This is a genomic window from Pseudomonas sp. D1-36 (assembly GCF_051132205.1).
Lineage (GTDB): Bacteria > Pseudomonadota > Gammaproteobacteria > Pseudomonadales > Pseudomonadaceae > Aquipseudomonas.
Genome location: NZ_CP071674.1, coordinates 3877469 through 3903556 on the forward strand (window position 1 = coordinate 3877469; position 26088 = coordinate 3903556).

General features: G+C 51.7%; 25 protein-coding genes. 2 read left to right on the forward strand and 23 right to left on the reverse strand.

Features of this window, described 5'->3' with window-relative positions; translation table 11 throughout:
* Nucleotides 1-5: 5 nt before the first annotated feature.
* Both kdpA and kdpF read right to left on the reverse strand, forming a co-directional pair.
* On the reverse strand, nucleotides 6-1700 hold the full coding sequence (gene kdpA / locus J3P76_RS17165) for a potassium-transporting ATPase subunit KdpA (RefSeq protein ID WP_434675130.1): 1695 nt from the start codon (nucleotides 1698-1700) through the stop codon (nucleotides 6-8).
* 8 nt (nucleotides 1701-1708) lie between these two features.
* Entirely contained in the window at nucleotides 1709-1798 is a 90-nt protein-coding gene (kdpF, locus tag J3P76_RS17170; RefSeq protein ID WP_032863112.1) for a K(+)-transporting ATPase subunit F, read from the reverse strand.
* A 404-nt stretch (nucleotides 1799-2202) separates the two neighbouring features.
* On the opposite strand from kdpF, the gene eat reads away from it, so the two are divergent.
* Nucleotides 2203-3567: an ethanolamine permease gene (gene eat / locus J3P76_RS17175; protein WP_434701012.1), complete on the forward strand. Its 1365-nt coding sequence runs from the start codon at nucleotides 2203-2205 to the stop codon at nucleotides 3565-3567.
* 119 nt (nucleotides 3568-3686) lie between these two features.
* Nucleotides 3687-3854, forward strand: coding sequence for a DUF2897 family protein (locus J3P76_RS17180; RefSeq protein ID WP_434701013.1), 168 nt, complete (start codon nucleotides 3687-3689; stop codon nucleotides 3852-3854).
* A 167-nt stretch (nucleotides 3855-4021) separates the two neighbouring features.
* Here the strand turns inward: J3P76_RS17180 and J3P76_RS17185 are convergent, their stop codons facing one another.
* The 21 genes from J3P76_RS17185 to J3P76_RS17285 all read right to left on the reverse strand — a co-directional run bounded on the left by J3P76_RS17185 (nucleotide 4022) and on the right by J3P76_RS17285 (nucleotide 26075).
* Entirely contained in the window at nucleotides 4022-4873 is an 852-nt protein-coding gene (locus J3P76_RS17185) for an urea carboxylase-associated family protein (RefSeq protein WP_434563097.1), read from the reverse strand.
* 16 nt (nucleotides 4874-4889) lie between these two features.
* Nucleotides 4890-5543 (reverse strand): GntR family transcriptional regulator, encoded by a 654-nt coding sequence (locus J3P76_RS17190; RefSeq protein WP_434701014.1) that lies wholly within the window; start codon nucleotides 5541-5543, stop codon nucleotides 4890-4892.
* A 149-nt stretch (nucleotides 5544-5692) separates the two neighbouring features.
* Nucleotides 5693-6028, reverse strand: coding sequence for a ComEA family DNA-binding protein (locus tag J3P76_RS17195; protein ID WP_434701015.1), 336 nt, complete (start codon nucleotides 6026-6028; stop codon nucleotides 5693-5695).
* 112 nt (nucleotides 6029-6140) lie between these two features.
* On the reverse strand, nucleotides 6141-8135 hold the full coding sequence (locus J3P76_RS17200) for a polysaccharide biosynthesis protein (RefSeq protein WP_434701016.1): 1995 nt from the start codon (nucleotides 8133-8135) through the stop codon (nucleotides 6141-6143).
* Nucleotides 8136-8246: 111 nt separating this feature from the next.
* Entirely contained in the window at nucleotides 8247-9260 is a 1014-nt protein-coding gene (locus J3P76_RS17205; protein ID WP_434701017.1) for an MraY family glycosyltransferase, read from the reverse strand.
* 54 nt (nucleotides 9261-9314) lie between these two features.
* A complete protein-coding gene (locus tag J3P76_RS17210) occupies nucleotides 9315-10292 on the reverse strand; it encodes an NAD-dependent epimerase/dehydratase family protein (protein ID WP_434701018.1) in 978 nt (325 codons plus the stop codon).
* The gene (locus J3P76_RS17215) at nucleotides 10279-11622 is read right to left on the reverse strand and encodes a UDP-glucose dehydrogenase family protein (RefSeq protein ID WP_434701019.1); all 1344 of its coding nucleotides are present in this window, start codon (nucleotides 11620-11622) and stop codon (nucleotides 10279-10281) included. Before J3P76_RS17215 ends, J3P76_RS17210 begins: the two co-directional genes overlap by 14 nt.
* Nucleotides 11623-11634: 12 nt before the next feature.
* On the reverse strand, nucleotides 11635-12579 hold the full coding sequence (locus J3P76_RS17220; RefSeq protein ID WP_434701020.1) for a UDP-glucuronic acid decarboxylase family protein: 945 nt from the start codon (nucleotides 12577-12579) through the stop codon (nucleotides 11635-11637).
* The gene (locus tag J3P76_RS17225) at nucleotides 12576-13370 is read right to left on the reverse strand and encodes a glycosyltransferase family 2 protein (protein WP_434701021.1); all 795 of its coding nucleotides are present in this window, start codon (nucleotides 13368-13370) and stop codon (nucleotides 12576-12578) included. Before J3P76_RS17225 ends, J3P76_RS17220 begins: the two co-directional genes overlap by 4 nt.
* Complete coding sequence (locus J3P76_RS17230; RefSeq protein ID WP_434701022.1) at nucleotides 13367-14332, reverse strand: hypothetical protein; 966 nt, start codon at nucleotides 14330-14332, stop codon at nucleotides 13367-13369. The genes J3P76_RS17225 and J3P76_RS17230 overlap by 4 nt, the downstream gene beginning before the upstream one ends.
* 584 nt (nucleotides 14333-14916) lie before the next feature.
* Entirely contained in the window at nucleotides 14917-16269 is a 1353-nt protein-coding gene (locus J3P76_RS17235; protein WP_434701023.1) for a hypothetical protein, read from the reverse strand.
* Entirely contained in the window at nucleotides 16266-17315 is a 1050-nt protein-coding gene (gene pseI / locus J3P76_RS17240; protein WP_434701024.1) for a pseudaminic acid synthase, read from the reverse strand. Before pseI ends, J3P76_RS17235 begins: the two co-directional genes overlap by 4 nt.
* 3 nt (nucleotides 17316-17318) lie before the next feature.
* Nucleotides 17319-17882, reverse strand: a complete 564-nt coding sequence (pseH, locus tag J3P76_RS17245; protein WP_434701025.1) for a UDP-4-amino-4,6-dideoxy-N-acetyl-beta-L-altrosamine N-acetyltransferase — start codon at nucleotides 17880-17882, stop codon at nucleotides 17319-17321.
* Nucleotides 17872-19005: a UDP-2,4-diacetamido-2,4,6-trideoxy-beta-L-altropyranose hydrolase gene (gene pseG / locus J3P76_RS17250; protein WP_434701026.1), complete on the reverse strand. Its 1134-nt coding sequence runs from the start codon at nucleotides 19003-19005 to the stop codon at nucleotides 17872-17874. Before pseG ends, pseH begins: the two co-directional genes overlap by 11 nt.
* Nucleotides 19002-19703: a pseudaminic acid cytidylyltransferase gene (gene pseF, locus J3P76_RS17255; protein ID WP_434701027.1), complete on the reverse strand. Its 702-nt coding sequence runs from the start codon at nucleotides 19701-19703 to the stop codon at nucleotides 19002-19004. The genes pseG and pseF overlap by 4 nt, the downstream gene beginning before the upstream one ends.
* A complete protein-coding gene (pseC, locus tag J3P76_RS17260; RefSeq protein WP_434701028.1) occupies nucleotides 19700-20860 on the reverse strand; it encodes a UDP-4-amino-4,6-dideoxy-N-acetyl-beta-L-altrosamine transaminase in 1161 nt (386 codons plus the stop codon). The genes pseF and pseC overlap by 4 nt, the downstream gene beginning before the upstream one ends.
* A gap of 3 nt (nucleotides 20861-20863) precedes the next feature.
* On the reverse strand, nucleotides 20864-21862 hold the full coding sequence (pseB, locus tag J3P76_RS17265) for a UDP-N-acetylglucosamine 4,6-dehydratase (inverting) (RefSeq protein WP_434701029.1): 999 nt from the start codon (nucleotides 21860-21862) through the stop codon (nucleotides 20864-20866).
* Nucleotides 21863-22348 (reverse strand): acyltransferase, encoded by a 486-nt coding sequence (locus J3P76_RS17270; protein WP_434701030.1) that lies wholly within the window; start codon nucleotides 22346-22348, stop codon nucleotides 21863-21865.
* A 118-nt stretch (nucleotides 22349-22466) separates the two neighbouring features.
* Complete coding sequence (locus J3P76_RS17275) at nucleotides 22467-23621, reverse strand: hypothetical protein (protein ID WP_434701031.1); 1155 nt, start codon at nucleotides 23619-23621, stop codon at nucleotides 22467-22469.
* A 43-nt stretch (nucleotides 23622-23664) separates the two neighbouring features.
* On the reverse strand, nucleotides 23665-24561 hold the full coding sequence (locus J3P76_RS17280) for a phytanoyl-CoA dioxygenase family protein (RefSeq protein ID WP_434701032.1): 897 nt from the start codon (nucleotides 24559-24561) through the stop codon (nucleotides 23665-23667).
* 470 nt (nucleotides 24562-25031) lie between these two features.
* Nucleotides 25032-26075: an LPS O-antigen chain length determinant protein WzzB gene (locus tag J3P76_RS17285; protein ID WP_434701033.1), complete on the reverse strand. Its 1044-nt coding sequence runs from the start codon at nucleotides 26073-26075 to the stop codon at nucleotides 25032-25034.
* Nucleotides 26076-26088: the final 13 nt, after the last annotated feature.

Here is a 26088-nt window from a genome sequence, read left to right on the forward strand (position 1 = left end):
AATCCTCAGAAACCCAGGCTCAGGTGTTCGGCGATCGGGCCCAGGGCCAGGGTTGGCAGGAAGGTCAGGCCGCCGACCAACAGGATGGTCACGGTCAGCAACGTTACGAACAGCGGGCCGTGGGTGGGAAAGCTGTTCTGGCCGACAGGGGCGGGCTTTTTCATCGCCAGGCTACCGGCCAACGCCAGCACCGGCAGGATGTAGCCGAAACGGCCAATCAACATGCCCAGGCCCAGCATCAGATTGTGAAACGGCGTGTTGGCGCCAAAACCGGCGAAAGCAGAACCGTTGTTGGCCCCCGCCGAGGTGTAGGCATAGAGCAATTGGCTGAAACCGTGGGCGCCAGGGTTGCTCACCGCCGCCGCAGGGCCGGGCAGGCTTGCGGCAATAGCGCCGAGCACCAGCACGCTCACGGGCATCACCAGCAGCGTTACCACCAGCAATTGCACTTCCCGGGCACCGAGCTTCTTGCCCAGGTATTCGGGCGTGCGACCAATCATCAACCCGGCGAGGAACACCGCAATCAGCACATTCAGCAACATCCCGTAGAGCCCGGCCCCGACGCCGCCGAAGACCACCTCGCCGACCATCATGTTCATCAGCGCCACCATGCCGCTGAGGGGGTTGAGGCTGTCGTGCATGGCGTTGACCGAGCCGTTGGACGCCGCCGTGGTCGTCACTGACCAAAGCACCGTGGCAGTGGTGCCGAAGCGCGCCTCCTTGCCTTCCAGCGGCGCGGCTTGCTCAACCGCGGCGTTGTCGAGGGCTGGATTGGGTTGGTACTCGGCCCACAGCGACGTCGCGCCGCCGATCAGGAACAGCGCAAGCATGCAGGCGATGATCGCCCGGCTCTGGCGCAGGTCCTTGACGTAGTGGCCGAAGGTGAACACCAGCGCCGCCGGAATCAGGATGATCGACGCGACTTCGAACAGATTGGTCCAGGCCGTCGGGTTCTCGAACGGGTGCGCCGAGTTGACGCCGAAGAAACCGCCGCCATTGGTGCCCAATTGCTTGATTGCAATCTGGCTGGCCGCCGGCCCGAGCGGGATCACTTGATCCACGCCCTGCATCGTCACGCCATGTATGTAATGCGCGAAGGTCTGCGGCACGCCCTGCCACACCAGAAACAGCGCCAGTACCAGGCACAGCGGCAACAATCCGTAGAGCGTGGCGCGGGTCAGGTCGACCCAGAAATTGCCGAGCGTCGTGGCGGACTTGCGCCCGATCCCACGACACAACGCCACCAGCACAGCCAGGCCAGTGGCGGCGCTGACGAAGTTCTGCACCGTCAGGCCGATCATCTGGCTCAAGTAACTGAGGGACGCCTCACCGCTGTAGGACTGCCAGTTGGTGTTGGTCATGAAACTGACCGCCGTGTTGAAGGCCTGGGTCCATTCCATGCCGGGCAGGTTTTCGGTGTTGAGTGGCAAATGCCCTTGCAACAACAGAACCGCGAACAGCAAAGCGAAACCCGCCAGGTTGAAGGCGAGCAAGGCCAAGGTGTACTTCTGCCAACTCTGCTCGGTGGTCGGATCGACACCGGCCACCTTGTAACAACACCTCTCCACCGGCCCAAACACCGGTGAAAGCCAGGTGCGCTGGCCTTCCATCACCCGATAGTAGAACCGCCCCAGGAACGGTGCCGGAATCAGCACCAGCGCGAAAAAGCCTAGGATCAGCCCGTAGTCATAGCCGTGCATAACCGCTCCTAACCCCGGTCCGCGCGCAACAGCGCAACCAACAGATAAATGAACAGCGCCACTGCCAACAGCAGCGACACCCCGTCCAGAACACTCATGGGATTTCTCCGTGGTACGGCGTCGTGCCGTGTGTGGAGAGATTGTCGGTAGGGAGGGTGTAAAGGTGCGAGATCGAGGGTTGGGTGGGGGGATAAAGAAATTGTAAAAATCGGCTTCATGGTTGCCCGGGCGGGCCTCATCGCGAGCAAGCTCTCTCCCGTATTGCTCGGGTTGGGAACAAAAATTCGGACCCACTGAAGATCCCCCTGTGGGAGCGAGCTTGCTCGCGATGAGGCCTACCCAGGCACCAGCGCTCCGAACTGGGGCACAAACCCAGCCTATCCAGCCGCGAACATCCCCGATACGACACCATTTTCTCCATTACGACCGCCTGAACCATACTGGCACGCCCACTGCACTGCCCTCCCCCAGCGCTTTTGCTACTTATCGAGGGGAGCCACCAATGAACACACAACTCAAACCCACGCTTGGCACCCTGCATTTGTGGGGCATCGCCGTCGGCCTGGTGATTTCCGGCGAGTACTTCGGCTGGAGCTACGGCTGGGGCGTGGCCGGCACGCTGGGCTTTCTGGTGACATCGTTCATGGTTGCGGCCATGTACACCTGCTTCATTTTCAGTTTCACCGAACTGACCACCGCCATCCCCCATGCCGGCGGACCGTTCGCCTACAGCCGTCGGGCCTTTGGCGAGAAAGGCGGCTTGATCGCTGGACTGGCAACCTTGATCGAATTCGTCTTCGCTCCACCCGCCATCGCGCTCGCCATCGGCGCCTACCTGAACGTGCAATTCCCGGCGCTCGATCCGAAACACGCCGCCGTAGGTGCCTATATCGTATTCATGGGCCTGAACATCCTCGGGGTGAAATTGGCCGCGACCTTCGAACTGGTCGTCTGCGTACTCGCGGTCGCCGAGCTGCTGGTGTTCATGGGCGTGGTCGCGCCAGCGTTCAGCTTCAGCAGTTTCGCCCTGAACGGCTGGGCCGGTTCCGACGTGTTCGGCGCACCGGCCATCGCCGGGATGTTCGCGGCGATCCCTTTCGCGATCTGGTTCTTCCTCGCCATCGAAGGCGCGGCCATGGCCGCCGAAGAAGCCAAGGGCCCAAAACGCACGATTCCCAAGGCCTACATCAGCGGCATCCTGACCCTGGTAGTGCTGGCCATGGGCGTGATGTTCTTCGCCGGTGGCGTCGGTGATTGGCGCACCCTCTCCAACATCAACGACCCGCTGCCCCAAGCCATGAAAACCGTGGTCGGCGAAAGCTCCGGCTGGTTGCACATGCTCGTCTGGATCGGCCTGTTCGGCCTGGTGGCGAGCTTCCACGGCATCATCCTCGGCTACTCCCGCCAATTCTTCGCCCTGGCCCGCGCCGGCTACCTGCCCGCCTCCCTCGCCAAACTGTCGCGTTTCCAGACCCCGCACCGCGCCATCATCGCCGGCGGCGTGATCGGCATCGCCGCCATCTACAGCGACGGCCTGATCAACCTCGGCGGCATGACCCTCACCGCCGCGATGATCACCATGGCCGTGTTCGGCGCCATCGTCATGTACATCATGAGCATGCTCAGCCTATTCAAACTGCGCAAAACCGAGCCCAACCTGGAACGCACCTTCCGCGCGCCGGGCTACCCGATCGTGCCGGGCATCGCCTTGGCCCTGGCGGTGGTGTGCCTGGTGGCAATGGCCTGGTTCAACGCCCTGATCGGGTTGATCTTCCTCGGCTTCATGGCGGTGGGCTTCGTGTATTTCGTGCTGACCGCACAGTTGCGTGCCGATGCCCCGGCCGATGCGATGTTGACCGGGCTATGAGGTGTACCCGGCATAACCGGCGTAGTATGGAACCACTGCGAACCGTCTTCGCTCATAAGTGGTAGAGGCAATGGCCAGCGAAATTTTCGCCCGGCCACTGTCCCCTCAAGGAGAGCCCTATGCCCTGGTATGCCTGGTTAATCCTGATCGTCGCCATCGGCTCGATCGTGGGTGGTCTGATGATGCTGCGCGACACCGCCAGCAAGGTCGAGCTGACGGACGAACAGCGCAAACGTGTTGCCGAGCGCAATGCCGAGATGGATGCGAAAGAAGCGAAGGATCGCTGACCCGCTTTTCGTGGCGAGGGAGCTTGCTCCCGCTGGGGCGCGAAGCGCCCCCAACCCCTGCTGACCCGGTGTGTCAGTTCTATTGTGTTCAACGCATCTGGGGCCGCTCCGCAGCCCAACGGGAGCAAGCTCCCTCGCCACAAGAGCCGCTCGCGCCGTTGCGGTATTTAGTTCTCCCAATCCGCCTTGGCAATATGCAACCCATGCAGCCCTTTGTAAGCCGCCCGCTCCGGCTGACTCCAGCCCTGCAGCAACGAATCCTCCAACCGATAAATCTCCACTCCCAGCGGACGACAAACGCTTAAAGGATCCTGCGCCTCCGGCCCCCACATCGCCAGCGACAGATCCCCACCAGGGCACGTCGACAATGCACACAACAAATCGATCTCCGCAAAAAACTCCAGGTAATCGCCCTTCTGTGCCGGACACGCCTTCATGAAATACATGTCGTCATGATTCAGCCCGGTGCACTGGAAAATGTTCAGCACATCGTGGACATCAAACTCGGTCAAACCATGGGGCAACACCGCACGCGTCAGGTTCGAGTGGCAGTGATGATGGAAATCTTCGCCGGTCAGCATCTTGTTCACGTACGGGTCACATCGCGTCCCCAGCAAATCATGCAAACGCCCGCCGTGTTCGTCGATACCGTAGTTGGCCAAGCTGTCATCGGTGATTGTTACCAAAGGCCGCAGAAATGGCAGGTTCGACCACAACCGATCATAGGTGCTGACATGAGCGCCCTGCAGCTGCCGCGTCCGCGCCGCCCACAACCGTTCACGTGGATCGTGGGCGTTCCAGACGTTGAAATCCCCGACTTGCGGACCGACCGGGGTTGTCACGCGAAAGACATGACCGGCCGGCACATGCCAGGCGCGGCCGGTGCGGATTGGGACTTCGAACTGCTCGATCAGGGTGCGTTTGTTCTGCTGGGTGCGGATGCGGTCGTAAAAGGGTTTGTCCACTTGGAGGGCAGAGCCTTTGCTGACCTGGTAGGCGGCTGGGTAGTCTTTGTACATGGCGCAGGTCCTCTGATCAGTGAGGGTTGGCGGGAGTCAGCAGGTGCACAAGCAACTGCTCGGAATCGTCGAGATAAACGCTCAGCTCGTCGTGAGCAGCAGGCTTGTCACCTTCCGCGAGCCAGTCATGGATCTGCCGGTCACGGGCAAGCCACGGCGCCTGAAAGCGCGCTTCGTCGGGAGCGGAACAAAACACCAAGCGTAGTTGCGCGACCACGTTGGTAAAAAACTCATCGAGCAACGGACTGCGCATCAGTCCCACGATGTGCTGATGAAAGGCCAGACTGTGGGTGCCCACCGCTCGCCAATCTTCGCGATCCCGAGCCAGCTCAGCGGCCTCCAGGGCTTCGAGCATGTGGTCGGATTGATACTCGCTCAGTGGATTGCTGCTCAGAATGGCCCGCAGCTCCAGGGTACGGCGGACCTTGAACAAATCCCGCACATCATCGACACCCAACCTGCGAACCGTTACCCCTTTGTTACGCACGTAACGGGCAAGGCCTTCCTGGCCGAGGCGGTGTAACGCTTCGCGGATAGTGTTGCGAGATGCGTTGTAGGCGCAGACCAGGTTGTTTTCCACCAGCGCCGTGCCTGGGATGAGGCGACCGCCGATGATGTCGGAGCGAAGTTCCAGGGTGATTTGGTCGGCTAGGGAAAGGGGGCTGGTCATTGGTGGGGCCTTGGATTGTTGAACAATCGGTGGGCGTTAACTAATCAGTATTTGTGCCAACAACGGTAAAGCTTCGCCGATCAACCAAGAAGCACATCCGTTGAATGGCAAAAAGGCCAGTCATTCGACTGGCCTCCCTTAAACAACCCTCAATTCACCTCCAGCTTGTCACGATTCCTATCGAGAATCGCCTTGCCGATGCCCTTGACTTCAAGCAGTTCGTCCACCGACGAAAAAGGCCCATTGCTCTCCCGATAGGCAACAATCGCCTCAGCCTTGCCCTTGCCTATCCCTGAGAGCTCGCGCTGCAAAGTTGCGGCATCCGCCCCGTTCAAATCCACCTTGGCACCTTGCGTTCTCGCTGGCTGCTCCACCGCCTGCGGCGAAGCAACCGACTCCGGCTTGACCGTTGGAGCCGCAATAACAGCAATCGAGGCGCTGGTGAGGAAGGCAAAAATCAGCGAGTAGAAATAGCCTGTACGCATAGGTGACGCTCCATGACATCGTTGAGAGAAGCAGCTTTTCCGAAGCTGCTTCTCAAACTTAGGCGATGGTGGTGTGCTGTCAAAAATGTGTACGTTACGAGGTGTGTAACAATCAAGGCTCAAGGTGACGCTGCTGGTAGATCCAGTCGACAATTTCGCCGTCCGGGGCGTAGCCGCTGACGGTGTCGCGAAGCAACTGGCGAACTCGGGCGTAATCATCTGCTTCGATGGCCGTCAGCAAGTCTGCCAGCCTTAGCTTGAGGACATCCCAAGGCAGGAAGTCTTCATTGGCGCTCATGATCATTGGATGCTGGGTCGCGACCACGTTGTCGCCAATCAGCAGTTCCTCATAAAGCTTCTCGCCGGGGCGCAGGCCGGTGAACTTGATCGCGATATCACCGTGAGGATTCTTTTCAGAGCGAACGCTCAGTCCGGACAAGTGAATCATCTTCTCAGCCAGCTCGACAATCTTCACCGGCTCGCCCATGTCCAGCACGAACACATCCCCTCCCAAGCCCATGGATCCTGCTTGGATCACAAGTTGCGCGGCCTCTGGAATGGTCATGAAGTAACGCGTGATCTTTGGGTGGGTAACGGTCAACGGCCCGCCGGATTTGATCTGTTTATGGAACAGCGGAATAACCGATCCGGATGAGCCCAATACGTTACCGAAGCGGACCATGGTAAAGCGTGTCTTGTTAACCCGGGACACATTGGCCTGATCACCGAACAGCACCGGGGCCAACTCGCGACTCAACGCCTGCAGCGTCAGCTCAGCGAGCCGCTTCGTGCTGCCCATTACATTGGTCGGGCGTACGGCCTTGTCGGTCGAGATCAGGACAAAGTTCGATACACCCGCCTGCAATGCAGCCTGCGCGGTATTCAGTGTCCCGATTACATTGTTCAAGACACCTTCGGCGATGTTGTGCTCAACCATGGGCACATGCTTATAGGCCGCTGCATGGTAGACCGTGTCAACATTCCAGGTCTTCATCACATCAAGCAGTTTCTCTTGGTTGCGAACCGACCCCAAGATCGGCAACAGGCGAACAGACAGAGATTCCCGAGCGATTCGTGGCTCAAGCTCGGAAAGAATGCTGTAGAGATTAAATTCGCTGTGCTCGAAAAGCAGCAATGTGGTGGGTTTTAGCGCCAGGATCTGTCGACAGAGCTCAGAACCGATCGAACCGCCGGCACCGGTCACCAGGACCGACTGGCCTGTAATGCAATGCGCTAGCAGATCAGGCTGTGCCGGCACGGGATCACGACCCAGAAGGTCAGCGATATCCACTTCCTGGATGTCATCCACTTTGACCCGACCACTGGCCAGATCCATAAAACCCGGAACGCTGCGCACGTGCAGTGGGAAGCCTTCGAGCAGGGTCAGGATTTCTCGACGGCGGCCGCGTGATGAAGAAGGGATGGCAAGCAGTATTTCCTGAGCGCCAGTCGCATCGATCATTTTTTGAATGTGGCTGGGTTGATAGACCTGGAGCCCTGCGATGACGCGATCGGCGATGCTGCTATCATCGTCAATGAACGCAACGGGCCGCATCACCCGCCCCATACGCAGCGCGGCGACAAGTTGGTTGCCTGCCGCGCCGGCGCCGTAGATAGCGACCTTAGGTAGGCCGTCGTCTCGATTGGTAAAGGGCACATGCTGGGCCGCGGTGAACCAGTCGCCCAGGAAGTATTGGCGCATCATCAGGCGTAAACCGCCAATCATGATGAGGCTCAACCACCAGTAATTGAAGATGATGGAGCGCGGAACTACCGTTTTGTGGTTGCTGTACCAATACACCACCAAGGCCAGCAGTAAGGCGGAAAGGCTGACCGCTTTGCAGATGGTGATCAGTGCGTCGTTGCCGAAATAACGCATGACTGCGCGGTACATGCCGAAGCGGATGAAGATTGGAATGGCGACCAGTGGAGCCGATGCGAAAAGCCACAGATGCGTTTCGATCGGTGCTATCAACGCGTCAACACCCAGTCGCACGACAAATGCAAGCCACAGTGCAATCCAGACCAGCACAATATCCATGGCTACTTGAATTGCTCGCTTATGGCGCCTCGGGAGCCCCAACAAGACTGTTCTTAATTTATCCATGAATCCTTCCTGCACCCTGGCCAGCTCCTAAAACCGATTCATCCGTTACGCAGTGGCACACCACCGTCCGTTGGACAATCAATAACCGAAAAAAGCGAACCTAGCGTGAAATCATGCTTCTTCAAGCTCGCCCGCATGAAACCTGACCGCAAGCATCACCAATGGCACATAAGCCACTATCAAAGCCAACGCTCCGTCGATGTCCAACAATACGACGCATGCAGCCAACGGCAGCAGCCATAACAAATTGATTGCCATCACCGCCAAGGTCACAGGTAGATGCCGACCGAACTGACGCGAAGCGAACTGGTAGGCGTGGCTGCGATGAGCCTCGTAGACCTTGTCGCCACGAAGCAGCCGTCTTAGCAATGTGACGGTTGCGTCGACTATAAAAACACCGAGAAGGATCAGCCAAACCCATAATAATTTGGATGAAACCCAGGCAGCCTGTAGCGACAGCATTCCCAGGATAATCCCGAGAAAGCCGCTACCCGCATCCCCCATGAAAATGCGTGCGGGAGGGAAATTCCAAAAAAGGAAACCAGCCACAGCCAACGCTAGTGCGAGAGGAGCGACAATCAAGGAGTCAAAACCGCCCAACCAATAAAGCAGGCACGCCCCTAGACAACCGCAAATTGCCTCCACGCTGGCAATGCCGTCAATACCATCCATGAAATTGTAGAGATTAAGCACCCAGACAAGGTAGAACAGCGCGAGGATGTGTCCAAACCAAGCCAACTCCAAATCCAGACCAAACAATGTGATTGGCGGCAACCCACCTAGCCAGTACAACGCCCATACCGAAGCCGCGAAATGCCCCAGTAACCGCCAGCGAGCAGCGATGTGGCCATGATCGTCCAGAAAACCCAGAACAGCGACGCCCATGCCAGACCCAAGCATCGCGTACATGGTTGGCCAGGTCAGAAACCCGGCAACAGCCAAAACAGGCAGAGCCAACAGAAAGCTAAGGACAATGGCCACACCACCGCCTCTAGGGGTCGGAACGGTATGTGAACTACGGGCGTTGGGCACATCAATCATACTGCGCGACAAGGCGTAACGACGTAGCAACCAAGTGAGCGCGCAGGATAAACCGACAAACAACAGGGACAACATAACATTCATATCGACATCCAACGTGTGACCCGGATCTAAACCGGATTTAGCGACAGTCGTATCTCAACGGGAGTACCGCCGATTCCAACTGCTTCCCACTTCAATCAACGCGGCCCGTGCATCCTCTTCTGGATGCCAGCCCAACAAACGCCTGGCCTTGGATGAATCAACTTGCAGCGAACGGAAGAGCTGCACATGCAAATTCTGGCGACCAATCAGTTTGGCTCCGAATAAAGCCAAGCTATCCGGAATAGGAAACATACATGGCCGCTTGCCCATCCCTTCAGCGAGCAACTTTACTATATCGGTCGTAGATAGATCACACCCGTCAGATACAAGAAAGAGCTCTTGAGCGGCATCGGGGTGCCGGACACACAACTCAACAAACCCCACCAGATTCTTAAGGGAAATCATACTTCTCTTATTGTCCAGAGCGGCGAAAGGCAGTGGTAACCCGCTCGAAACCAACCGTAAGAGCCTGGCGAAATTTCCTGGGGCCTGAACATCATAAACCAAGGGGGGACGAACGATAACAGACTCAATAGCTAAGCTTTTCATCATTGCATTGAGTTGCAATTCCGCTTCATATTTCGAAACGGCATAGTCAGCGTGAGGGTGAGCTGTGGTTCGCTCATCAAACGCACCTGTGCAGGTTTCTGATCCGTTGACGCCTATCGAGCTGATATAAACAAAGCGCCTCACACCCGCAGCAATAGCCAGCTGAGCCAGCCGTACCGTCGCATCTCGGTTCGCAAGACGATACAACTCAAGGGCGCCAGCATTTCTTTCTCCCAGCACGTGAGCACGTCCCGCCAAATGAACAATGCAGTCGATGCCCAACCCCTCTAGACTAAGGTCATCGGAACGCTCAAGATCGGCCACCAAATAATTGACCCTGTCGATCGGCTTAGACAACTGGCGAACCACTGCAGATACGTTATAGCCCTCCGACAAAAGCCTATGACAAAGAGCCCTACCGATGAAGCCGTTAGCCCCGGTAACTAAAACGTTTTGAACTTCCTTGTGATTATTGGCAGTCACGGTTAGAAATTCCTCGGCCAATCGCAAAGTACAGCAGCCCGGCCTCGGTCATCTCGGTAGGGTTGAAGATATTTCGCCCGTCTACAACTACAGGGTAACGCAAAGTACTCTTCAGCCAATCAGCCTCTAACGTCCTATAGGCTTTCCATTCAGTACAAATTACCAATGCATCGGCGCCCTCGACCGCATCCTCTCTGGTAGCGCATAACATAAGGTCATCACGAGCACCGTAGATTCGCTTACATTCTTCCATTGCTTCGGGATCGTGTGCCCTAACAGAAGCACCAGCGGCCCACAAAGCTTCCATAAGGGTACGGCTTGGAGCGTCCCGCATGTCATCGGTATTTGGCTTGAAGGCCAATCCCCACAGGGCGACGCATTTGCCCTTGAGCTGGCCATCAAAAGCCTGTGTCAATTTTTTAAACAAGATATCCTTTTGGCGATTATTGACCGCCTCGACAGCCAGCAGCAAATCAGGCTGATAGCCCGCTTCCTGAGCAGTACGAGCCAGTGCTTGGACATCCTTGGGAAAACAGGACCCGCCATACCCACAGCCTGGATAAATGAAGTGGTAACCGATCCGGGGGTCGGAACCGATACCAAGGCGTACACTTTCAATGTCTGCATCGAGACATTCGGCCAAATTAGCCAATTCATTCATAAAACTAATTTTAGTGGCGAGCATAGAATTCGCTGCGTACTTGGTAAGCTCCGCTGAACGAACATCCATAAACATGATCTTATCGTGATTACGATTGTATGGCGCATAGCATTGGCGCATGTCATTGGCGACTTTTTCCGAATCAGTGCCAACGATGATTCGAGGTCCTTTCGTGAAATCATCAATAGCTGCTCCTTCCTTGAGAAACTCAGGATTAGAGCAAACATTGAAGTCTATTTTTTTATTTCTGGCTTCAAGTTGTTGCCTTATAACGGCTTTCACCTGATCAGCGGTCCCTACCGGAACCGTCGATTTATCGATGATCAACTTTTCATTATCCATGTAAAGACCGATAGTTTTAGCAACGGCCAACACGTATTGCAGATCAGCTTTACCATCTTCGTCCGGCGGTGTTCCGACGGCGATGAATTGGAGATAGCCATGCTCGACACCTTTTGCAGCGTCGGTCGAGAATCTCAGACGTCCGGCCTGGACATTATTCAATATCAGCTCGTCAAGCCCTGGCTCGTATATTGGTATGACACCACAGTTTAAGGCGTCAATTTTTTCCTTGTTGATATCAATGCACATCACGGTATGACCGACATCAGCCAGACAAGCTCCCGTGACGAGCCCAACATATCCACTACCGAATACTGTAATTTTCATCGAGACTCAACTTTAACTTTTTTCCGACAACAGATTGTCAAAATACTTGATCGTTTTTTCCAAACCTTGATCAAGCATAATTGTCGGCTGCCAATTCAACAGCTCCTTAGCTAAGCTAATATCCGGCTGGCGCTGCTGGGGATCATCCTGAGGTAACGGCTGGAACACAAGTTTCGAATTCGAACCCACCAGTTCCAGCACTCGCTCAGCCAGCTGCCGAATAGTGAATTCACCCGGGTTACCGAGATTGACTGGGCCCGTGACGCTATCGGGTGTATCCATTAAGCGCAGAAACCCTTCTACTAGATCGTCGACGTAACAGAAGCTACGGGTCTGCTGTCCCTCACCGTAGATAGTGATGTCCTCTCCACGAAGCGCTTGAACAATGAAGTTGCTTACGACCCTGCCATCATTCGGATGCATACGTGGGCCATAGGTATTAAAAATACGAGCAATTTTTATCCGAACATTATGCTGCCGGTGATAGTCAGAAAAAAGTGTTTCTGCACAGCGTTTCCCTTCGTCGTAGCACGACCGGATGCCAATAGGGTTTACCTTCCCCCAATAGGACTCAGGCTGGGGATGCACTTCTGGATCGCCGTACACCTCACTGGTAGAAGCTTGAAAAATTTTGGCTTTAGTTCGTTTAGCGAGCCCCAACATATTAATCGCGCCGTGAACGCTGGTTTTCAACGTTTGCACCGGATCGAATTGATAATGTACAGGAGATGCTGGGCAGGCCAGATTATAAATTTCATCAACCTCTACATGTAATGGGAAGGTTACATCGTGACGAAGGAGTTCAAAGTACGGATTCTGTAACAGGTGAGCGATATTGCGCTTAGCACCGGTATAAAAATTGTCCACACAAAGAACTTCACAGCCCCGTTCCAACAGCCGCTCACACAAATGAGAGCCAACGAAGCCTGCCCCGCCAGTAACCATTACACGTTTCATAATCCCTTCCTCAAAATTCGATAGTAAAACCCACCCAGCGCATGGGTAATTGTGTAAAGCGCTGCTTGAGCAGCAGAAGTTCCAGGATATTCTTTATGAACCATATACATACGCTCAAGCATGTATTTTTTCGAACCTGATATTTGGCCTACTATTCGTCTATAGCTCAGCAAAGGATAACAAAGCTTTATTGTAGCCCCGATTTCCTCATGCATTCTCAACCAGCAATGATAATCCTCAACTGCCTTGTAGCGGATATCCTCATTGAAAGGAAAGCGCAACATGAGATCCTTCTTAACCACCACGCTAGAGGTAGGAATCCGGCCTTTTATCTGCTGCTTAGCGAAACTGATTTGCTCCACGGCAACTTCCATTACCGGATCAAAAGTGAGAAGCGTATCATCAGTAAAATCTTTCATTTGGGTGCAACAAAAATCGACATTACTCGTCTGAAGCGCGTCAATTTGCAGCTTCAGCTTCTGAGGATGCCATATATCATCCGCATCTAGAAAAGCAATCCAACCGCCAGATGAATTACGTACTCCAATATTTCTAGGAGCCGCCGGAGCTCCATTATTTTTTTCAAGAGATATAAGCTTGATTCTCGAGTCTTTCTCTACGAACGATTGGACAACTTGACGGGTTGCGTCCTTCGAGCAGTCATCTATAACAATCAGCTCCCAATTGGTATAAGATTGATCAATCACAGACTGTATCGACCGCGCGATCAAGCCCTCCGCATTATAAGAAGGCATGATGACTGAAACTAATTTCCGCGCAAACTCGCTCAACCTCGATCTCCTCTTGGCATTTTTGCCCTAACATTATCTACCCAGCGCAACCCGAAACGCCTGCGTATCAAAAGTGGCTCCAACATGATCGGCTGGGCCTCGTATTCTGCAAGCTGCGCCCATTCCTTCTTCTTCAGGGCGTCGACTACGACGTCTTCGCCATAGCCATCGTCAGCGAACGTCGCGTCGTCAGCTGTCAGCTTACCTGTTTTTAGCATGGAGATAATTCTCTCAGGGTCAGCTCCCTCGAAATACCTGTAACGCGTAGTCTCCACAGCTTTGACATATTTTACGTATTGTGAGAAGCGGTGAGACCTTAAATATAAAAAGCGTAATGTTTTGCGAATAACGATATCTGGATCAAGCGAAACCCGAGCATCACTTGCATATAAAGACTGCTTATCTCGAAACGCCCTTAAAAAACCCGCCTCCTGATACGTTGAGGGCCCCATGCAGATAACTTGCTTGCCACATACCCCGGCTTCGACTGCAGAGCTTCCGCCATTAAGGACTACTATATCCGCCTGCTGAATAAGATCATAGGTACTTGCCTTTTGCTCGCTGGATATACAATAGATATTATTCTTGAACGCCCACTCTTTATATAAAGAAAGCGATCTGTCACCGACTACTTTCCCGATGTTTTCAGCCCAATTGGGATGACAGCGAACCACTACTTGCTCTGGCTTTATTGAAAACGCTTCGAATAGATCATCAAGTGCCTTGGTGTTGTCCTTCCACTCCGTACGCCACTCATCGTGACCGGCAAATTCGTTTTTGCTACTTGGAATAACCAGTACTCGGGGCCCGTCGCTGGTTAACGGCCAAGGTGCAGGTTCGGGATTTCTATTATATAGACGCCATTCGAGAGAATTTTTTTGCAGGAAGCGTTCACCTGCCAGACGTCCCGCCAACCTCGCCTGTTCTGCAGTCAAAGGTCTATCATCGTATTCTTTAACCATATCGCCCAGTGCCTTAAGCGACAGACAGTTCGCGTTGGGGATCAACTGGAGCCCGTCACCGAACCAAGTTCGCTCATGAGTGATATAGGGAATATTTTTCTGCTCACACGCATACGTAATAGCCCGGGGCAAATCCATTCTACCATTGAAACAAATTACCGCTTCTATACGGTTATCTTCTATCCACCGGACGGCGCTTTGGTACACTGTGTTAATAGGTACATACAAACTTTCCCTGACCGTAACGACTTGAGGCTCATTCCACTCAATCTCAGATTCGGTCCGGTTTAACGTACATGAACTGGACAGTGCGAGACGGTCTAACACATCTGAGTCTAGACTCTCAGAGCCAGAGCTTACGGAAGTGACATTTTTTACCGGAAAGCTCCTGACGCCTCCCAAGATACATTTGGGACACTCTTGTAGCTTCCGCTTGCCTTTGATTGCTCGGGAGTAGCAATTACTCACTGCACCGTCACAGGTCAGATAGAAAATCTCATGCCCGCCATCTTCAAGCATTCTAGCCAAATAATACAAATGCTCGACGTGAGGCCTAAAAGAGAACATATTGACAAGTCCGATCCTCATAAAGACCTAACCTCCTTTTTTATCGAGCACAAAAACATATATATACCTGCCGCCGAACACAGCGAAACCAAGACAAAAATAAACATAATTACATTCATAGAAGAAAGGACAGGGGCTACTAACAGCGTATCCAGTAAAGCAACATAAAATATTACCTTAAATATACCGCTAGAGCGCAGAAGGGAGAAATTCATCCAAGCCAAGAGGCTAGCCAACAAAAGCGCTCCTGCGACAACCCCAAGTAAACCATACTCGTAATAAATCGATCCTGGCAAGGAGTTAAATAACCCCGCATACTGATATTCGCCACCTGCCGAGCCGATAACTTTCGAACTCAAGGCGAGTATGCCCCCCCATAACGCAGACCCGCCCGCATCAGAAGGTAAATATTGGATATTTTCGGACAGCACCCAGAACGTATGGGTTACATATAAGGCGGTCAGAAGAAGGTAATTTTTTATATCGCAAACAGCTCCAGAGTCACAGGCGTTGTAAGATTGGGTTTTCATGCCATGGAGGTGATCTACAAAGCTATTTAGGTAAGCCTCCGAGTCATTTCCACCCACAGAGGCACGTGCATAAAAAACAAACATGATTGCAGCCAAACAAAGCATACCCGCAAAGAAAATCCAAACCAAAGATCTTATCTTAAACAGTTCTGTATACGCACCTCGACCGGAGCTTCCTCGGGCGATAATTACCGCAATAAAACTAACGACCAACACACCGATGAGTGAGCGTCCGCCGAGAATATAAGATCCTGTCAAAAGTGCGACAAAAATTAACGACGCTAAGACCCACCGCTGTTTGCGGGAAAAAAATTCATAGTAATAAACTAGAAATACAAAAGCAAAATAGTACCAGAACTGCAACAGATTCCCCACCACGCTAAAAATAGAAGAGACACCCTCCGCGCCGGCTCTTTCAGAATTCAACCGTGACCTGATCTCCACAAAATTACTACTTAAGTAATCCACACCCTGATATAAAGATCGGTCTATAATTAAGAAACCAAGCCCTAATATCGACAGCCAGCACGACAGCCTCATAACTGTATACAACTCACGAGACGGCGAATATACAGAGGCTGAAGTCGTACGCGCATCAATAAAATATAGACTTAGCGACACCAGAAAGTACGAGACAACCATGACCACATAAAATAGAGCATACACCCCATAGGCAGGGTATACATCCGCAACTGCGGATGTATAGGGAATAGACAATTCAAGCACCAAGAACAGCAACGCAACAGCCAACACTATTGCAACAGGCAAAATAATATGCAATAAATTTTTCTTGGCAATTATCAATTCAGCCCGCCCTTTCCCACTTATATTGCCACTCATATTAAGACGTCAAAACTCAACGGCGTGTTTTTCTTGATATCAACAGCAGCGCTTTTTCCTAAGATAATGTCGAGGTATTTCGGCGGCAACCCATAGCCCGGGCGCACACTTCGTACATTTTTCAGACTAATCATCTCACCCTTGGCGATATTTTCCACTGCATAGAGGGAGCGCCTGAATTGCACATTTCCTTGCTCACTAGACTTACACCCATAATCAACCTTGCCCAGCGCCGCCCATGCCGTTTTACTATCCCGGCACAGCGCCATAAGCTCTTGGGGTTGCAGCGAAAAACTGTCATCTGGGCCACCGCCGCTGCGATCGAGCGTGAAGTGTTTCTCAATAATTGATGCACCTAGTGCAACACTAGTAATCGCGGTTGTATTATCCAAAGTATGGTCCGAAAGCCCCGTCACTAAACCATGGCGTTGAACCATGTCTGGTATCGTACGCAGGTTATAGTCTTCTGCCGGAGCTGGATAACCACTAACGCAGTGAAGGACCGCTAATTCTTTACAACCGCCCTGCCGAGCGGCTTCTATAGCCTCTGCTATCTCATCCGCATCTGCCATACCGGTAGAGATGATCATCGGTTTTCCGGTAGCAGCAACATATTTTATTAATGGCAGATCTACCGCTTCAAACGACGCGATCTTGTAGGCGGGTGCATTCAGGTCTTCCAGAAGATCGACAGCAGTATTATCAAAGGGCGAGCTAAAAATTGTGATGTCTAGCTTCCTTGCGTACTCAAACAACGGTGCGTGCCACTCCCAAGGCATCTGCGCCTCGACATATAATTCATATAGAGATCGACCGTCCCACAGCCCTCCCTTTATTTGGAACTCTGGAGCATCGGAGTTAAGCGTTATCGTGTCCGCAGTATAAGTCTGTAGTTTTACAGCGTCGGCGCCAGCCTTCTTTGCAGCGTCGATAATTTTCAAGGCGGTTTCCAGTTTGCCGTTATGATTCGCAGAAAGCTCCGCAATCACATAAGGAGCGTAATCAGGCCCTATTTTACGCCCCGCGATAGAGATAAACGGATTCATTTTTTACCTTCCAGATAGCTTAGTTAATTTTTCGCGCATAAACGACCTGTGAGCTTCCCACTCACGATCCAAGATTCCAAGCCTATACACGTCAACAAATTTACCTTCTACCCTGTGATGCTCCCGCAAAATACCTTCCACTTGAAAATTAAACTTCTGGTGCAGCTTTATTACAGTGCTATTGAAGGCCAATACCTCGCACGACAATTTATGCAAGCACATTTTATCAAAAGCGTAGTCCAGAGCCAGAAATTCCATTTTGCTGCCTGTCCCTTTTGGTGCATCGGGAGCCGCATAAAATGCCCATGAGGATATAGCGTCTGAAATACTAATTTCGTTAAAAGCCACAACCCCCGCAGGCCTTCCTTCTAGTTCGTACATAAAATACTTCTGATCAGCGCGATTTGCGACCCGCTCCCACCAAGCCAAGTGCTCTTTAAGGCTGATTTCATGCCTCGTATACATATTTGCCCGAACGGCAGGGGCGTTACGCCAAGAAAGCATTAACTTTAGCTCGTCGGCATGAATATCACGAAGTTGACCGAATAATTCCATCTCAACACCCATCGATACGATCAAATTTAGTGATCAACGATTCTATATACTCGCTGCCTGTCCCATCGGTTATTAACTGCGCGGATTCGCTAAGAACCTTTAGGTAATTTGGGGAATTAACAGCATGTTCTATGATCAGCTTTAGCTGCGGCAGCAGGCCCTCTTCATGAGACACCATCACGACTGCTTTAGCATCGCTCAATAAGTTGGCTGCGAACTTCTGATTCTCGGCAAGAACCAGCAAGGCAGTTGGAACGCCAAGGCAGCATCGCTCCCAGGAGGTCGCTCCGGCTGCACCAATTGACAAATCGCATTCAGCCATCAACTGTGCCATATTGCTAACACCTACGAGAACTTCGGTCTTCCACGGCATAGTACTCGCTATATTTTGGACTTCCTTTAACCAAGGCGCAGTTGACCCCATCACCACCGTGATACGGCAAGTGCTAGGCAGCCTCGCCTCCTTCAACCCCTCCAATACTTGAAGAGTTATATTGTCTTTATCCACGCCACCCAAAGAAACTAAAATTGACTCGAGCTTATAATTTACCCGCCGCTTTAAACTGTAGTGCCTGAGTCTTTTAAATTCGTGACGAAGCAACGCATACTTAGCACCGCACAAAACGACGCAACCAGAGGGAACTAATGCACTATAATCCTTGGGAGCACGTCCAAATGTTTGATCTAATAAGATATCCGAAGCGTGAATTCTATCGGCCAAATCATCGATAACTAAAAGTTTAAGACCATTCTTTTTAAGCGATAGCTCCCATCTCGCGTCTAACCCGTAGTGATCAACGACTAACCAACTTGGTTTTAGGTCTGTAATTATTTGCTCACAGGCTTTTGCATCCTGTTGTTGACTTACACCCAACCAAGAAGCATGAGCTAGCTCATCCAGATCATCTGTCGTTAACTCACCGGGCTCAGCATCTTCGCCATCCGTTAAGCTATGAGCGCCGAACCCCTTGCCGCAAATTAAATCTAACAAATGCCCCGGGTGTTCCCTACAAATAAAATGGCAGTCGGCGCCGGCATCCCTCAGCGCTTCAGCCAAGGTCAAGCAACGCATGACATGCCCAATGCCTATCTGCAGTGACGCATCGGCCCGAAACACCACCTTCATACCTTTCATGCTAAAGATTTTTCCGCTTGAAGCGCCTTATGCATCCACTCTGCGCGCAGCCAATCTTCTGGGGTATCGATGTCTTGCACACGATGGCGCGGTAGTACAACAGCGCTCGACTGTGGGCTGAAAATCATATGCCCAGCCAGCCATGCAGTTGTCAGCCCCCAATAAAACTGTCCGGCGTCGTGATAGCTTTCTTCCAGATCTTGTGAGCGAGTGTTGAAGTGCTCGGCGTGAAACATTTCCACGCCTCCGTTTTCTGTCAGGCGAATCGCTCGCTGAATGGGGAATGCATAGCTGGTGACTGAAAACGCGTATTGGCTGCCGGTTCGTTCAAGAGTCGCCAGACCTCGCTGCAAATCTTCAGGGCTGACAAACGGGGCTGTAGCATAAAGGCAGCAAACCTGCTGGGCTTCAAACCCATCAGTCCTAAGACGCTCAATTGCTTGCTGAATAACCGGTATTGTCCCACAGTAATCGTCAGCCAACTCAGCTGGACGCATGAATGGAACGCTGGCTCCGCAATTACGCGCAACCTCGGCGATCTCTTCGTCATCCGTGGAGACGATAACCTTATCGAAACAACCACTTTGGAATGCCGCCTCGATTGACCAAGCGATCATCGGCTTGCCACAAAAAATCTTGATGTTTTTTCGTGGGATGCGCTTGCTGCCGCCCCGGGCAGGAATGACGGCCAGTTTCATGCGTTCACTGCCTGCTTGATGGCAGCTACCACCTGGTCTTGCTGTTCATCACTCATGGTCTGGAACATCGGAATGCTAATAGCTTCGCGATAGTAATCCTGGGCTACCGGGAAATCTTCCGGCTTGAACCCCATCTGCGCATAGTACGGCTGCGTATGGACAGGAATGTAATGCAGGTTCACCCCGATCCCCTGGTCCCTCAGCGATTCGAACACTTGACGGTGGCTCTTGCTGATTTTTGCCAGCTGTAGCCGAATCACGTAGAGGTGCAGGCCTGAATAACTGTCGGGATGTTGCCATGGAACAGTTACAGGCAGCGCCGCGAGCAGATCGTTATAACGCGTTGCCAACTGGTGTCGCCGAGCAATGAACTGATCCAGACGCTCCATCTGACTTACGCCCAAGGCTGCCTGCAGTTCGGTCATTCGATAATTGAAACCCAGGTCTATCTGCTGGTAGTACCAGGGACCGTCTGAGTCGTGAGTCATTTGTTGCGGCTCACGAGTAATGCCGTGGCTGCGTAAAAGCGCCATCTTGTTCGCAAGTTCTGCATTATTGGTCAGCGCCATCCCACCTTCTGCGGTAGTGATTATCTTCACCGGATGAAAGCTGAATACCGTAATGTCGCTATATTTGCCGCTCCCAATGAAATCGCCTTGGTATTTTCCACCGATGGCGTGAGAGGCATCCTCTATCACCTTGAAGCCGTAGCGCTTGGCGAGTTTTTGTATTGCCTGCATATCGCAGGGCTGGCCACAAAGGTGTACCGGCACGACCACCTTAGGCAGCGTACCCTCTCGCTCAGCCTTTACCAGCTTGCGCTCCAGCGCCTGAGGGCAAAGATTGTAGGTACGAGGATCGATATCAACGAAATCAACTTGAGCACCGCAATACAAACCACAGTTCGCAGAAGCGACAAACGTAACGGGACTCGTCCATAAACGATCACCAGGACCCAGACCCAAGGCAAGACATGCGATATGCAACGCCGACGTAGCGCTATTCACTGCAAGCGCATGGCTGGCTCCCACGTGGGCAGCAACCTGCTGCTCAAATCGAGGCACCATAGGGCCCTGGGTGAGAAAGTCGGATTGCAACACACCAATCACCGCGTCGATGTCAGCTTGGGTTATATCCTGGCGGCCGTATGGAATCATGAATCAGATACTCCCGATCTTCGCTTCGTTGACAGTGATCCAGTTGCGCAGATCTTCGTCGCTCATCCATTCGGTGTTGTTATCGCTGGCGTATACGAAACCTTCCGCAACTTTCTTGCCGTCCTTGATGCGCTTTGGACAGGTCGCCCATTCGTTGATAACCGGCAAGATCTTGAAATGTTGGGGGTATTCGTAGGTGTAATAGGAGTCCTCAGCGCTGATCATCTGCTCGTGCAGCTTTTCGCCTGGACGGATACCGACGATCTTTTGCTTGGCGTCTGGCGCAACCACGCGCGCAAGATCAGTCACCTTCATCGAAGGGATTTTTTTCACGTAGATTTCGCCGCCTTCCATGTCTTCGAAAGCGTGCCAAACCAACTCCACGCCTTCTTCCAACGAAATCATGAAGCGCGTCATGCGCTCGTCGGTGATCGGTAGCTCGCCCTTGTCCTTGATGGACATGAAGAACGGGATGACCGAGCCGCGCGAACCCATGACGTTGCCATAGCGCACGACGGCCATGCGAGTTTCGTGGCCGCCCGCATATGAGTTACCTGCAACGAATAATTTGTCGGATGCCAATTTGGTGGCACCGTACAGGTTGATCGGGCTGCTGGCCTTGTCGGTGGACAACGCTACAACGCGCTTGATGCCCTTATCGATACAGGCATCGATCAGGTTCATCGCCCCGTTGATGTTGGTTTTGATGCACTCGAAAGGGTTGTATTCCGCGGTCGGTACGATCTTGGTAGCGGCCGCGTGGACCACGTAGTCAACGCCATCCAGGGCGCGATAGAGGCGCTCTTTGTCGCGAACGTCGCCGATGAAGAAGCGAACGCGTGAATCGCCTTCGAACTTCTTCGCCATGTCCCATTGCTTCATTTCATCCCGGGAGAAGATGATGATCTTCTTCGGGTTGTACTTAGCCAAGGTCATCGGCACGAATGTATTACCAAAGGAGCCGGTACCGCCGGTCACCAAAATCGTCTTGTTGCTTAACATCTACAGTCCCTCAAACCCAAAGCGAAACTTAATTATTTTTGCGGGACCACCTACGACTATTGCCCCTATCGGAACATCCTTGGTCACCACAGAATTCGCACCAATGACCGAATGCGAACCGATTTCAATACCGGGCATTATAACCGCATTCGCCCCGATCCAAACATCATCGCCGATCTCGATTGGCTTGTTGTAATGCGCTAAAAAATCTTCACGCGCAATTCGTCGCTCCTGCTCACGGATACTGACCCCCGCGTAGCGATCATGCACATGCGAAGCTGAAGACATGAAAATATTTGGTGCTAGAAGACATTCCTTGCCGATTGAAACGTCACCATTTATGGTCACGTTCCGTTGGATTGTTGTTCCCTCGCCTATACAGATTCTCATCAGTGCGGAGAGCTCAACGCCACTATTTAGCCATACCCCATCATCGAGCTTGATCTCGCCAGTACCGGCATTCAACAATGCACTTTTTACAGTCACTCGCCTCCCGATCAATATACGCCCTCGCCGGGAGACACTAGAAAAGGGCGAAATCAATGATCTACGGGCAAGCATCAAAAAAAACAGCTCGAAGACTCTAAGTCGAGCAAACACACCATCAGATAGTTTTTTCAGCAAAACTGGCCCTCCAAGAAAAGAAAATCAAAAATAACAATTGCACAAAGAAACCCGCACACATCAAAGAAACAAAAGCAAAAACCCCACCTTCTTTAAATATCAAATTATAAAAAATAGAAAGAATAAAAAACAACCCAAGCATACAGAGCTGAACAGCAAGAAGCTTATTTTTCTGCGACATTACAAGCAAATAAGATGTATAGAAATCAGCCGCCCGCAGTATTGCGCAAGCCAAGAAAACTGCTCCAACTTCAATACTCGCATCGAGCCATTCGGCAGCAAACCAGCGACTTTGCAAAAGCGAAAGCAAACATAGCAGCGCCACCGACAAAAACAAGCAAACCAAGAAAGAAACCCTGACAACGTACCTGAGGCCCGCCCTAGGATCATACAGGCAAATTTCCGGCAGCAGGGTAATCACTCGAGTGTTGATCAACTGCTGAATCGAGAGTGCCACCACTACAATAAGTGAAAGATAAGAAAATCGTGAAAAATCTTTAGGACTCAAATAGTAAGCAGCAAATACTCTATCTACATACTGCATAAACGCCCCAACACAAGTTACGGGCACAAATTTTAAGCAATCCAGAAGAAAAGTCCGACTTGGAATGGCCGCCTTTACGAGCCATAATGCCAGTGATCTAAAGCAAAGAGCCCCCCCTACTAAAACCTCAGCCAAAATCGCGTACGTAGCATTAATTGTAACGAACGCAACACACAAACCGGCTAAAGCGATCAACAAGTTTCGATAAAGTAGCCGCTTCGCATACTCCACGAATTTCTTTTTGCTTTTTACAACCATCAGATCAATAGTAAAGACAAAAAAAACCAGCACTTGAATTAGCGAGAATAAAAGTATAAGCATCGGCGCATCCGAGAGGACCCCATAGCCGATTAATCCTACAAGCCCAACCAGCCAGAAGGCACCACCAAACCATTTTACATTCAACACAAATTCAGATAGTTTTTCCTCATCATTAGCCAATAGCGGCATTTCAGAATGACATCTAACTATTACGCCAGAGCCAACTAGTAGAGTTCCCAAACCAACGATCAGTAAGTAATAATTTATTTGAGCGTATTGGTCAAAAGAAAGAAAATGGGCGTAAGCGACCCCCTTTAGCGCAGCAACCATAGAGGCTGCGCCGGCGAACAGTAAATACGACCAGGCACTCAACCTAGACGAATATTTTTTGAGCCTCTCCATCGCTAACACAACTAACTTCCGGATAAGTATTAATCGAATACTCGAACTGCAGCATAAGCCTTGCCCGAGAAACTGGCGTAACACCTTTGTGCACAGTGACCGTATCTTCTATCAAACACGTCCCAGCCGGCCCTAAAACCTTGACAACATTCTCGACACCATACCCCGAGACAATCTCGTCGTCGGTAAAACGACGAGACCTAAACATCGGGGACTCATATTTTATCAATCTATTCGATGTTTTTACAAAAACATGAGGACCTGCATCATCATCTACATCGGTCAAGTAAAAGAAAAACTTAACAAACTTCAAGTCGTCTAAATCAAAATGGAAGACATGTGCATGACGTGCCTTATCCTCAGCACTGGCATCCACAGGAAAAGTCCACCACATATTAACACTCATTAATTTTGGAGGAACCTTCAGATACTTGGCGGCAACTAATAGCAGATATGGATCGTTGGCCAACTTAGAAATTTTCGCATCCTGCTCTGCATTAAAGTACTGAGCCAACAAAAGCTTCTTTCCTAGGGTCTCTTGCGCTCTTTCCCTATCTTTTAAATAAAAACCTTTTGTTTGGTCTCTATCCGCGAAACAAGGATTGGCTTCCGCATAATCCAACAGATACTCAACAACCTCCTTTGGCAACGACGGCCCAACCAGAGCGCCATTAGCCTCCAACCCCGCAACAACAGAATCTATAGACTCAACATCAAACTTTACAAATGACTCGCTTTTTCTACCTACCTGAGTCTTTACAAAAATAGCCAAGCGCTTCTTATTAAAGAAAGCGACGACATTCCAAATCAGAGTTCTTATGGACCTCCGCTTAAACAAGCCCCGCATAATTTTATATTTTGTCAACATTATATTCCTACTTGTTATCTACCAAACCCCAAAAAGCATCGCAGAGCTGACGAACGGAGCCCAGAAAGGGTGGGATACCGATGGAAGCCATCCACCTGGCCTTCCAAGACGTCATTTTCATAGGTAATCGAGAATTTTGTCCAGATGATTCAACCTACCGGTTAGCACATGTAGGGCTTATGGTGCAGCGTGATGATCATGAGCATACCTCTGCTGCCGGTGGCGTAGCTGATCTGCGACAATATGGCAGGGGAAATCGAACACCGAAGACAGCCAGACCATATAGCCTAAGACGCTATCGCGACTTTAGCTGCGCTACAGCCATCAATTCAATACCAATCTAGGCATTAAAGAAACTTGGCAGTCTAACAACATAAAAGGCCTGTTATCATCGAACACTCCGACGACAACAGACCTATAAAACAAGCCCCACAATACTTATACTGCAACCGGTTTGTTATTGAAAAAAATCATCTGCTTTGATTTCGAATGAAAGCAAAACGAATCAAAGCTACAAACCCACCCAGAATCAAGCCAATAATTACACCTAAAACCAATATCAATCCCTTTCGCGGCTTAACCGGACTCTCCGGAACCTCAACACTACCATCCTGTCGATAAACCGAAACAAGCTTAGGATCAACATTCAACTTACGATAGAAGTTATACCGCATCTGCAACGTCCGAAGATCTGATATAAACGCATCGTCCGAAGCCCTAGATTCCAACGTTTGAATTTCAGCCGCCAATGCCTTACTACCACGCTGATAATCCATCTTGCTACCGGTATCAACGGTAATATCCACCGCAGCAGAAGAGTTAACAGTCGGCGTAGTCAATCCAATCGCCTCGGCAATTTTCAACGCTTCCCGCAATTGCTGAATCCTGTCCTCACGTATCCGCTGAGCAGTCTCGCGCAAGCTGACAATACGCTGCTCCAGATTGCGCGCTCTCACCGAAGCTTCAGTCGTCACGTTCTTGACGAGCTCTGCCTCGGCAGCCTCACTGGCGCGGGCTACGTAAGCCTTGGCCCACTCGGTAGCCTTCACCGGGTCGCCGATTTGCACAGTGACGGAGAAACGATCTGGCGTATCCTTCCCAGGCCCTTTGACGACCAGCTGTCGAGAGAACCGCTCATACAAACGATCAAGAGCCCCCTCTCGTTGCGACTCATCAAGCGAAGGAAGATAAACCTCATTAAAAAAAGTCTGACGAAGCGACTCACCCTGCAAGTTACGAGCAAAAACATCGTAAACATGCTTGATGGTATAAGTTTCCAGCTCCGTACTTTTCCCACGCCCATAGTTCAACTCAGCGATCTCATTCTGAGTCGGCGGCATGATAAAAAGCTTTGCTTCATAGACAGGTTTGCTGAGGAACGCGTAAGCAGCGGCGCCAGCAGTGACCAGAAGAGTAATGGCGAGGATCAGCCATTTTTGAGCCCAAAGCCCGCGAGCGAGGGCGATCAGGTCGATTTCATCGTCGTCGCGCGTTGCAATACGATTATCTTGCATGGATAGCCTCGCT

Excerpts from the sequence above, each read along its gene's own strand:
- pseB (WP_434701029.1), bottom strand. The coding sequence starts at position 21,862 with ATGTTAAGCAACAAGACGATTTTGGTGACCGGCGGTACCGGCTCCTTT.
- J3P76_RS17195 (WP_434701015.1), bottom strand. The coding sequence starts at position 6,028 with ATGCGTACAGGCTATTTCTACTCGCTGATTTTTGCCTTCCTCACCAGC.
- J3P76_RS17200 (WP_434701016.1), bottom strand. The coding sequence starts at position 8,135 with ATGGATAAATTAAGAACAGTCTTGTTGGGGCTCCCGAGGCGCCATAAG.
- J3P76_RS17285 (WP_434701033.1), bottom strand. The coding sequence starts at position 26,075 with ATGCAAGATAATCGTATTGCAACGCGCGACGACGATGAAATCGACCTG.
- J3P76_RS17280 (WP_434701032.1), bottom strand. The coding sequence starts at position 24,561 with ATGTTGACAAAATATAAAATTATGCGGGGCTTGTTTAAGCGGAGGTCC.
- J3P76_RS17230 (WP_434701022.1), bottom strand. The coding sequence starts at position 14,332 with ATGGTTAAAGAATACGATGATAGACCTTTGACTGCAGAACAGGCGAGG.
- J3P76_RS17220 (WP_434701020.1), bottom strand. The coding sequence starts at position 12,579 with ATGAAACGTGTAATGGTTACTGGCGGGGCAGGCTTCGTTGGCTCTCAT.
- pseC (WP_434701028.1), bottom strand. The coding sequence starts at position 20,860 with ATGATTCCATACGGCCGCCAGGATATAACCCAAGCTGACATCGACGCG.
- J3P76_RS17235 (WP_434701023.1), bottom strand. The coding sequence starts at position 16,269 with ATGAGTGGCAATATAAGTGGGAAAGGGCGGGCTGAATTGATAATTGCC.
- pseH (WP_434701025.1), bottom strand. The coding sequence starts at position 17,882 with ATGGGTGTTGAGATGGAATTATTCGGTCAACTTCGTGATATTCATGCC.
- pseI (WP_434701024.1), bottom strand. The coding sequence starts at position 17,315 with ATGAATCCGTTTATCTCTATCGCGGGGCGTAAAATAGGGCCTGATTAC.
- kdpF (WP_032863112.1), bottom strand. The coding sequence starts at position 1,798 with ATGAGTGTTCTGGACGGGGTGTCGCTGCTGTTGGCAGTGGCGCTGTTC.
- J3P76_RS17205 (WP_434701017.1), bottom strand. The coding sequence starts at position 9,260 with ATGAATGTTATGTTGTCCCTGTTGTTTGTCGGTTTATCCTGCGCGCTC.
- pseG (WP_434701026.1), bottom strand. The coding sequence starts at position 19,005 with ATGAAAGGTATGAAGGTGGTGTTTCGGGCCGATGCGTCACTGCAGATA.
- J3P76_RS17215 (WP_434701019.1), bottom strand. The coding sequence starts at position 11,622 with ATGAAAATTACAGTATTCGGTAGTGGATATGTTGGGCTCGTCACGGGA.
- pseF (WP_434701027.1), bottom strand. The coding sequence starts at position 19,703 with ATGAAACTGGCCGTCATTCCTGCCCGGGGCGGCAGCAAGCGCATCCCA.
- kdpA (WP_434675130.1), bottom strand. The coding sequence starts at position 1,700 with ATGCACGGCTATGACTACGGGCTGATCCTAGGCTTTTTCGCGCTGGTG.
- J3P76_RS17185 (WP_434563097.1), bottom strand. The coding sequence starts at position 4,873 with ATGTACAAAGACTACCCAGCCGCCTACCAGGTCAGCAAAGGCTCTGCC.
- J3P76_RS17190 (WP_434701014.1), bottom strand. The coding sequence starts at position 5,543 with ATGACCAGCCCCCTTTCCCTAGCCGACCAAATCACCCTGGAACTTCGC.
- J3P76_RS17180 (WP_434701013.1), top strand. The coding sequence starts at position 3,687 with ATGCCCTGGTATGCCTGGTTAATCCTGATCGTCGCCATCGGCTCGATC.
- eat (WP_434701012.1), top strand. The coding sequence starts at position 2,203 with ATGAACACACAACTCAAACCCACGCTTGGCACCCTGCATTTGTGGGGC.
- J3P76_RS17275 (WP_434701031.1), bottom strand. The coding sequence starts at position 23,621 with ATGGTTGCTGCGCTAAAGGGGGTCGCTTACGCCCATTTTCTTTCTTTT.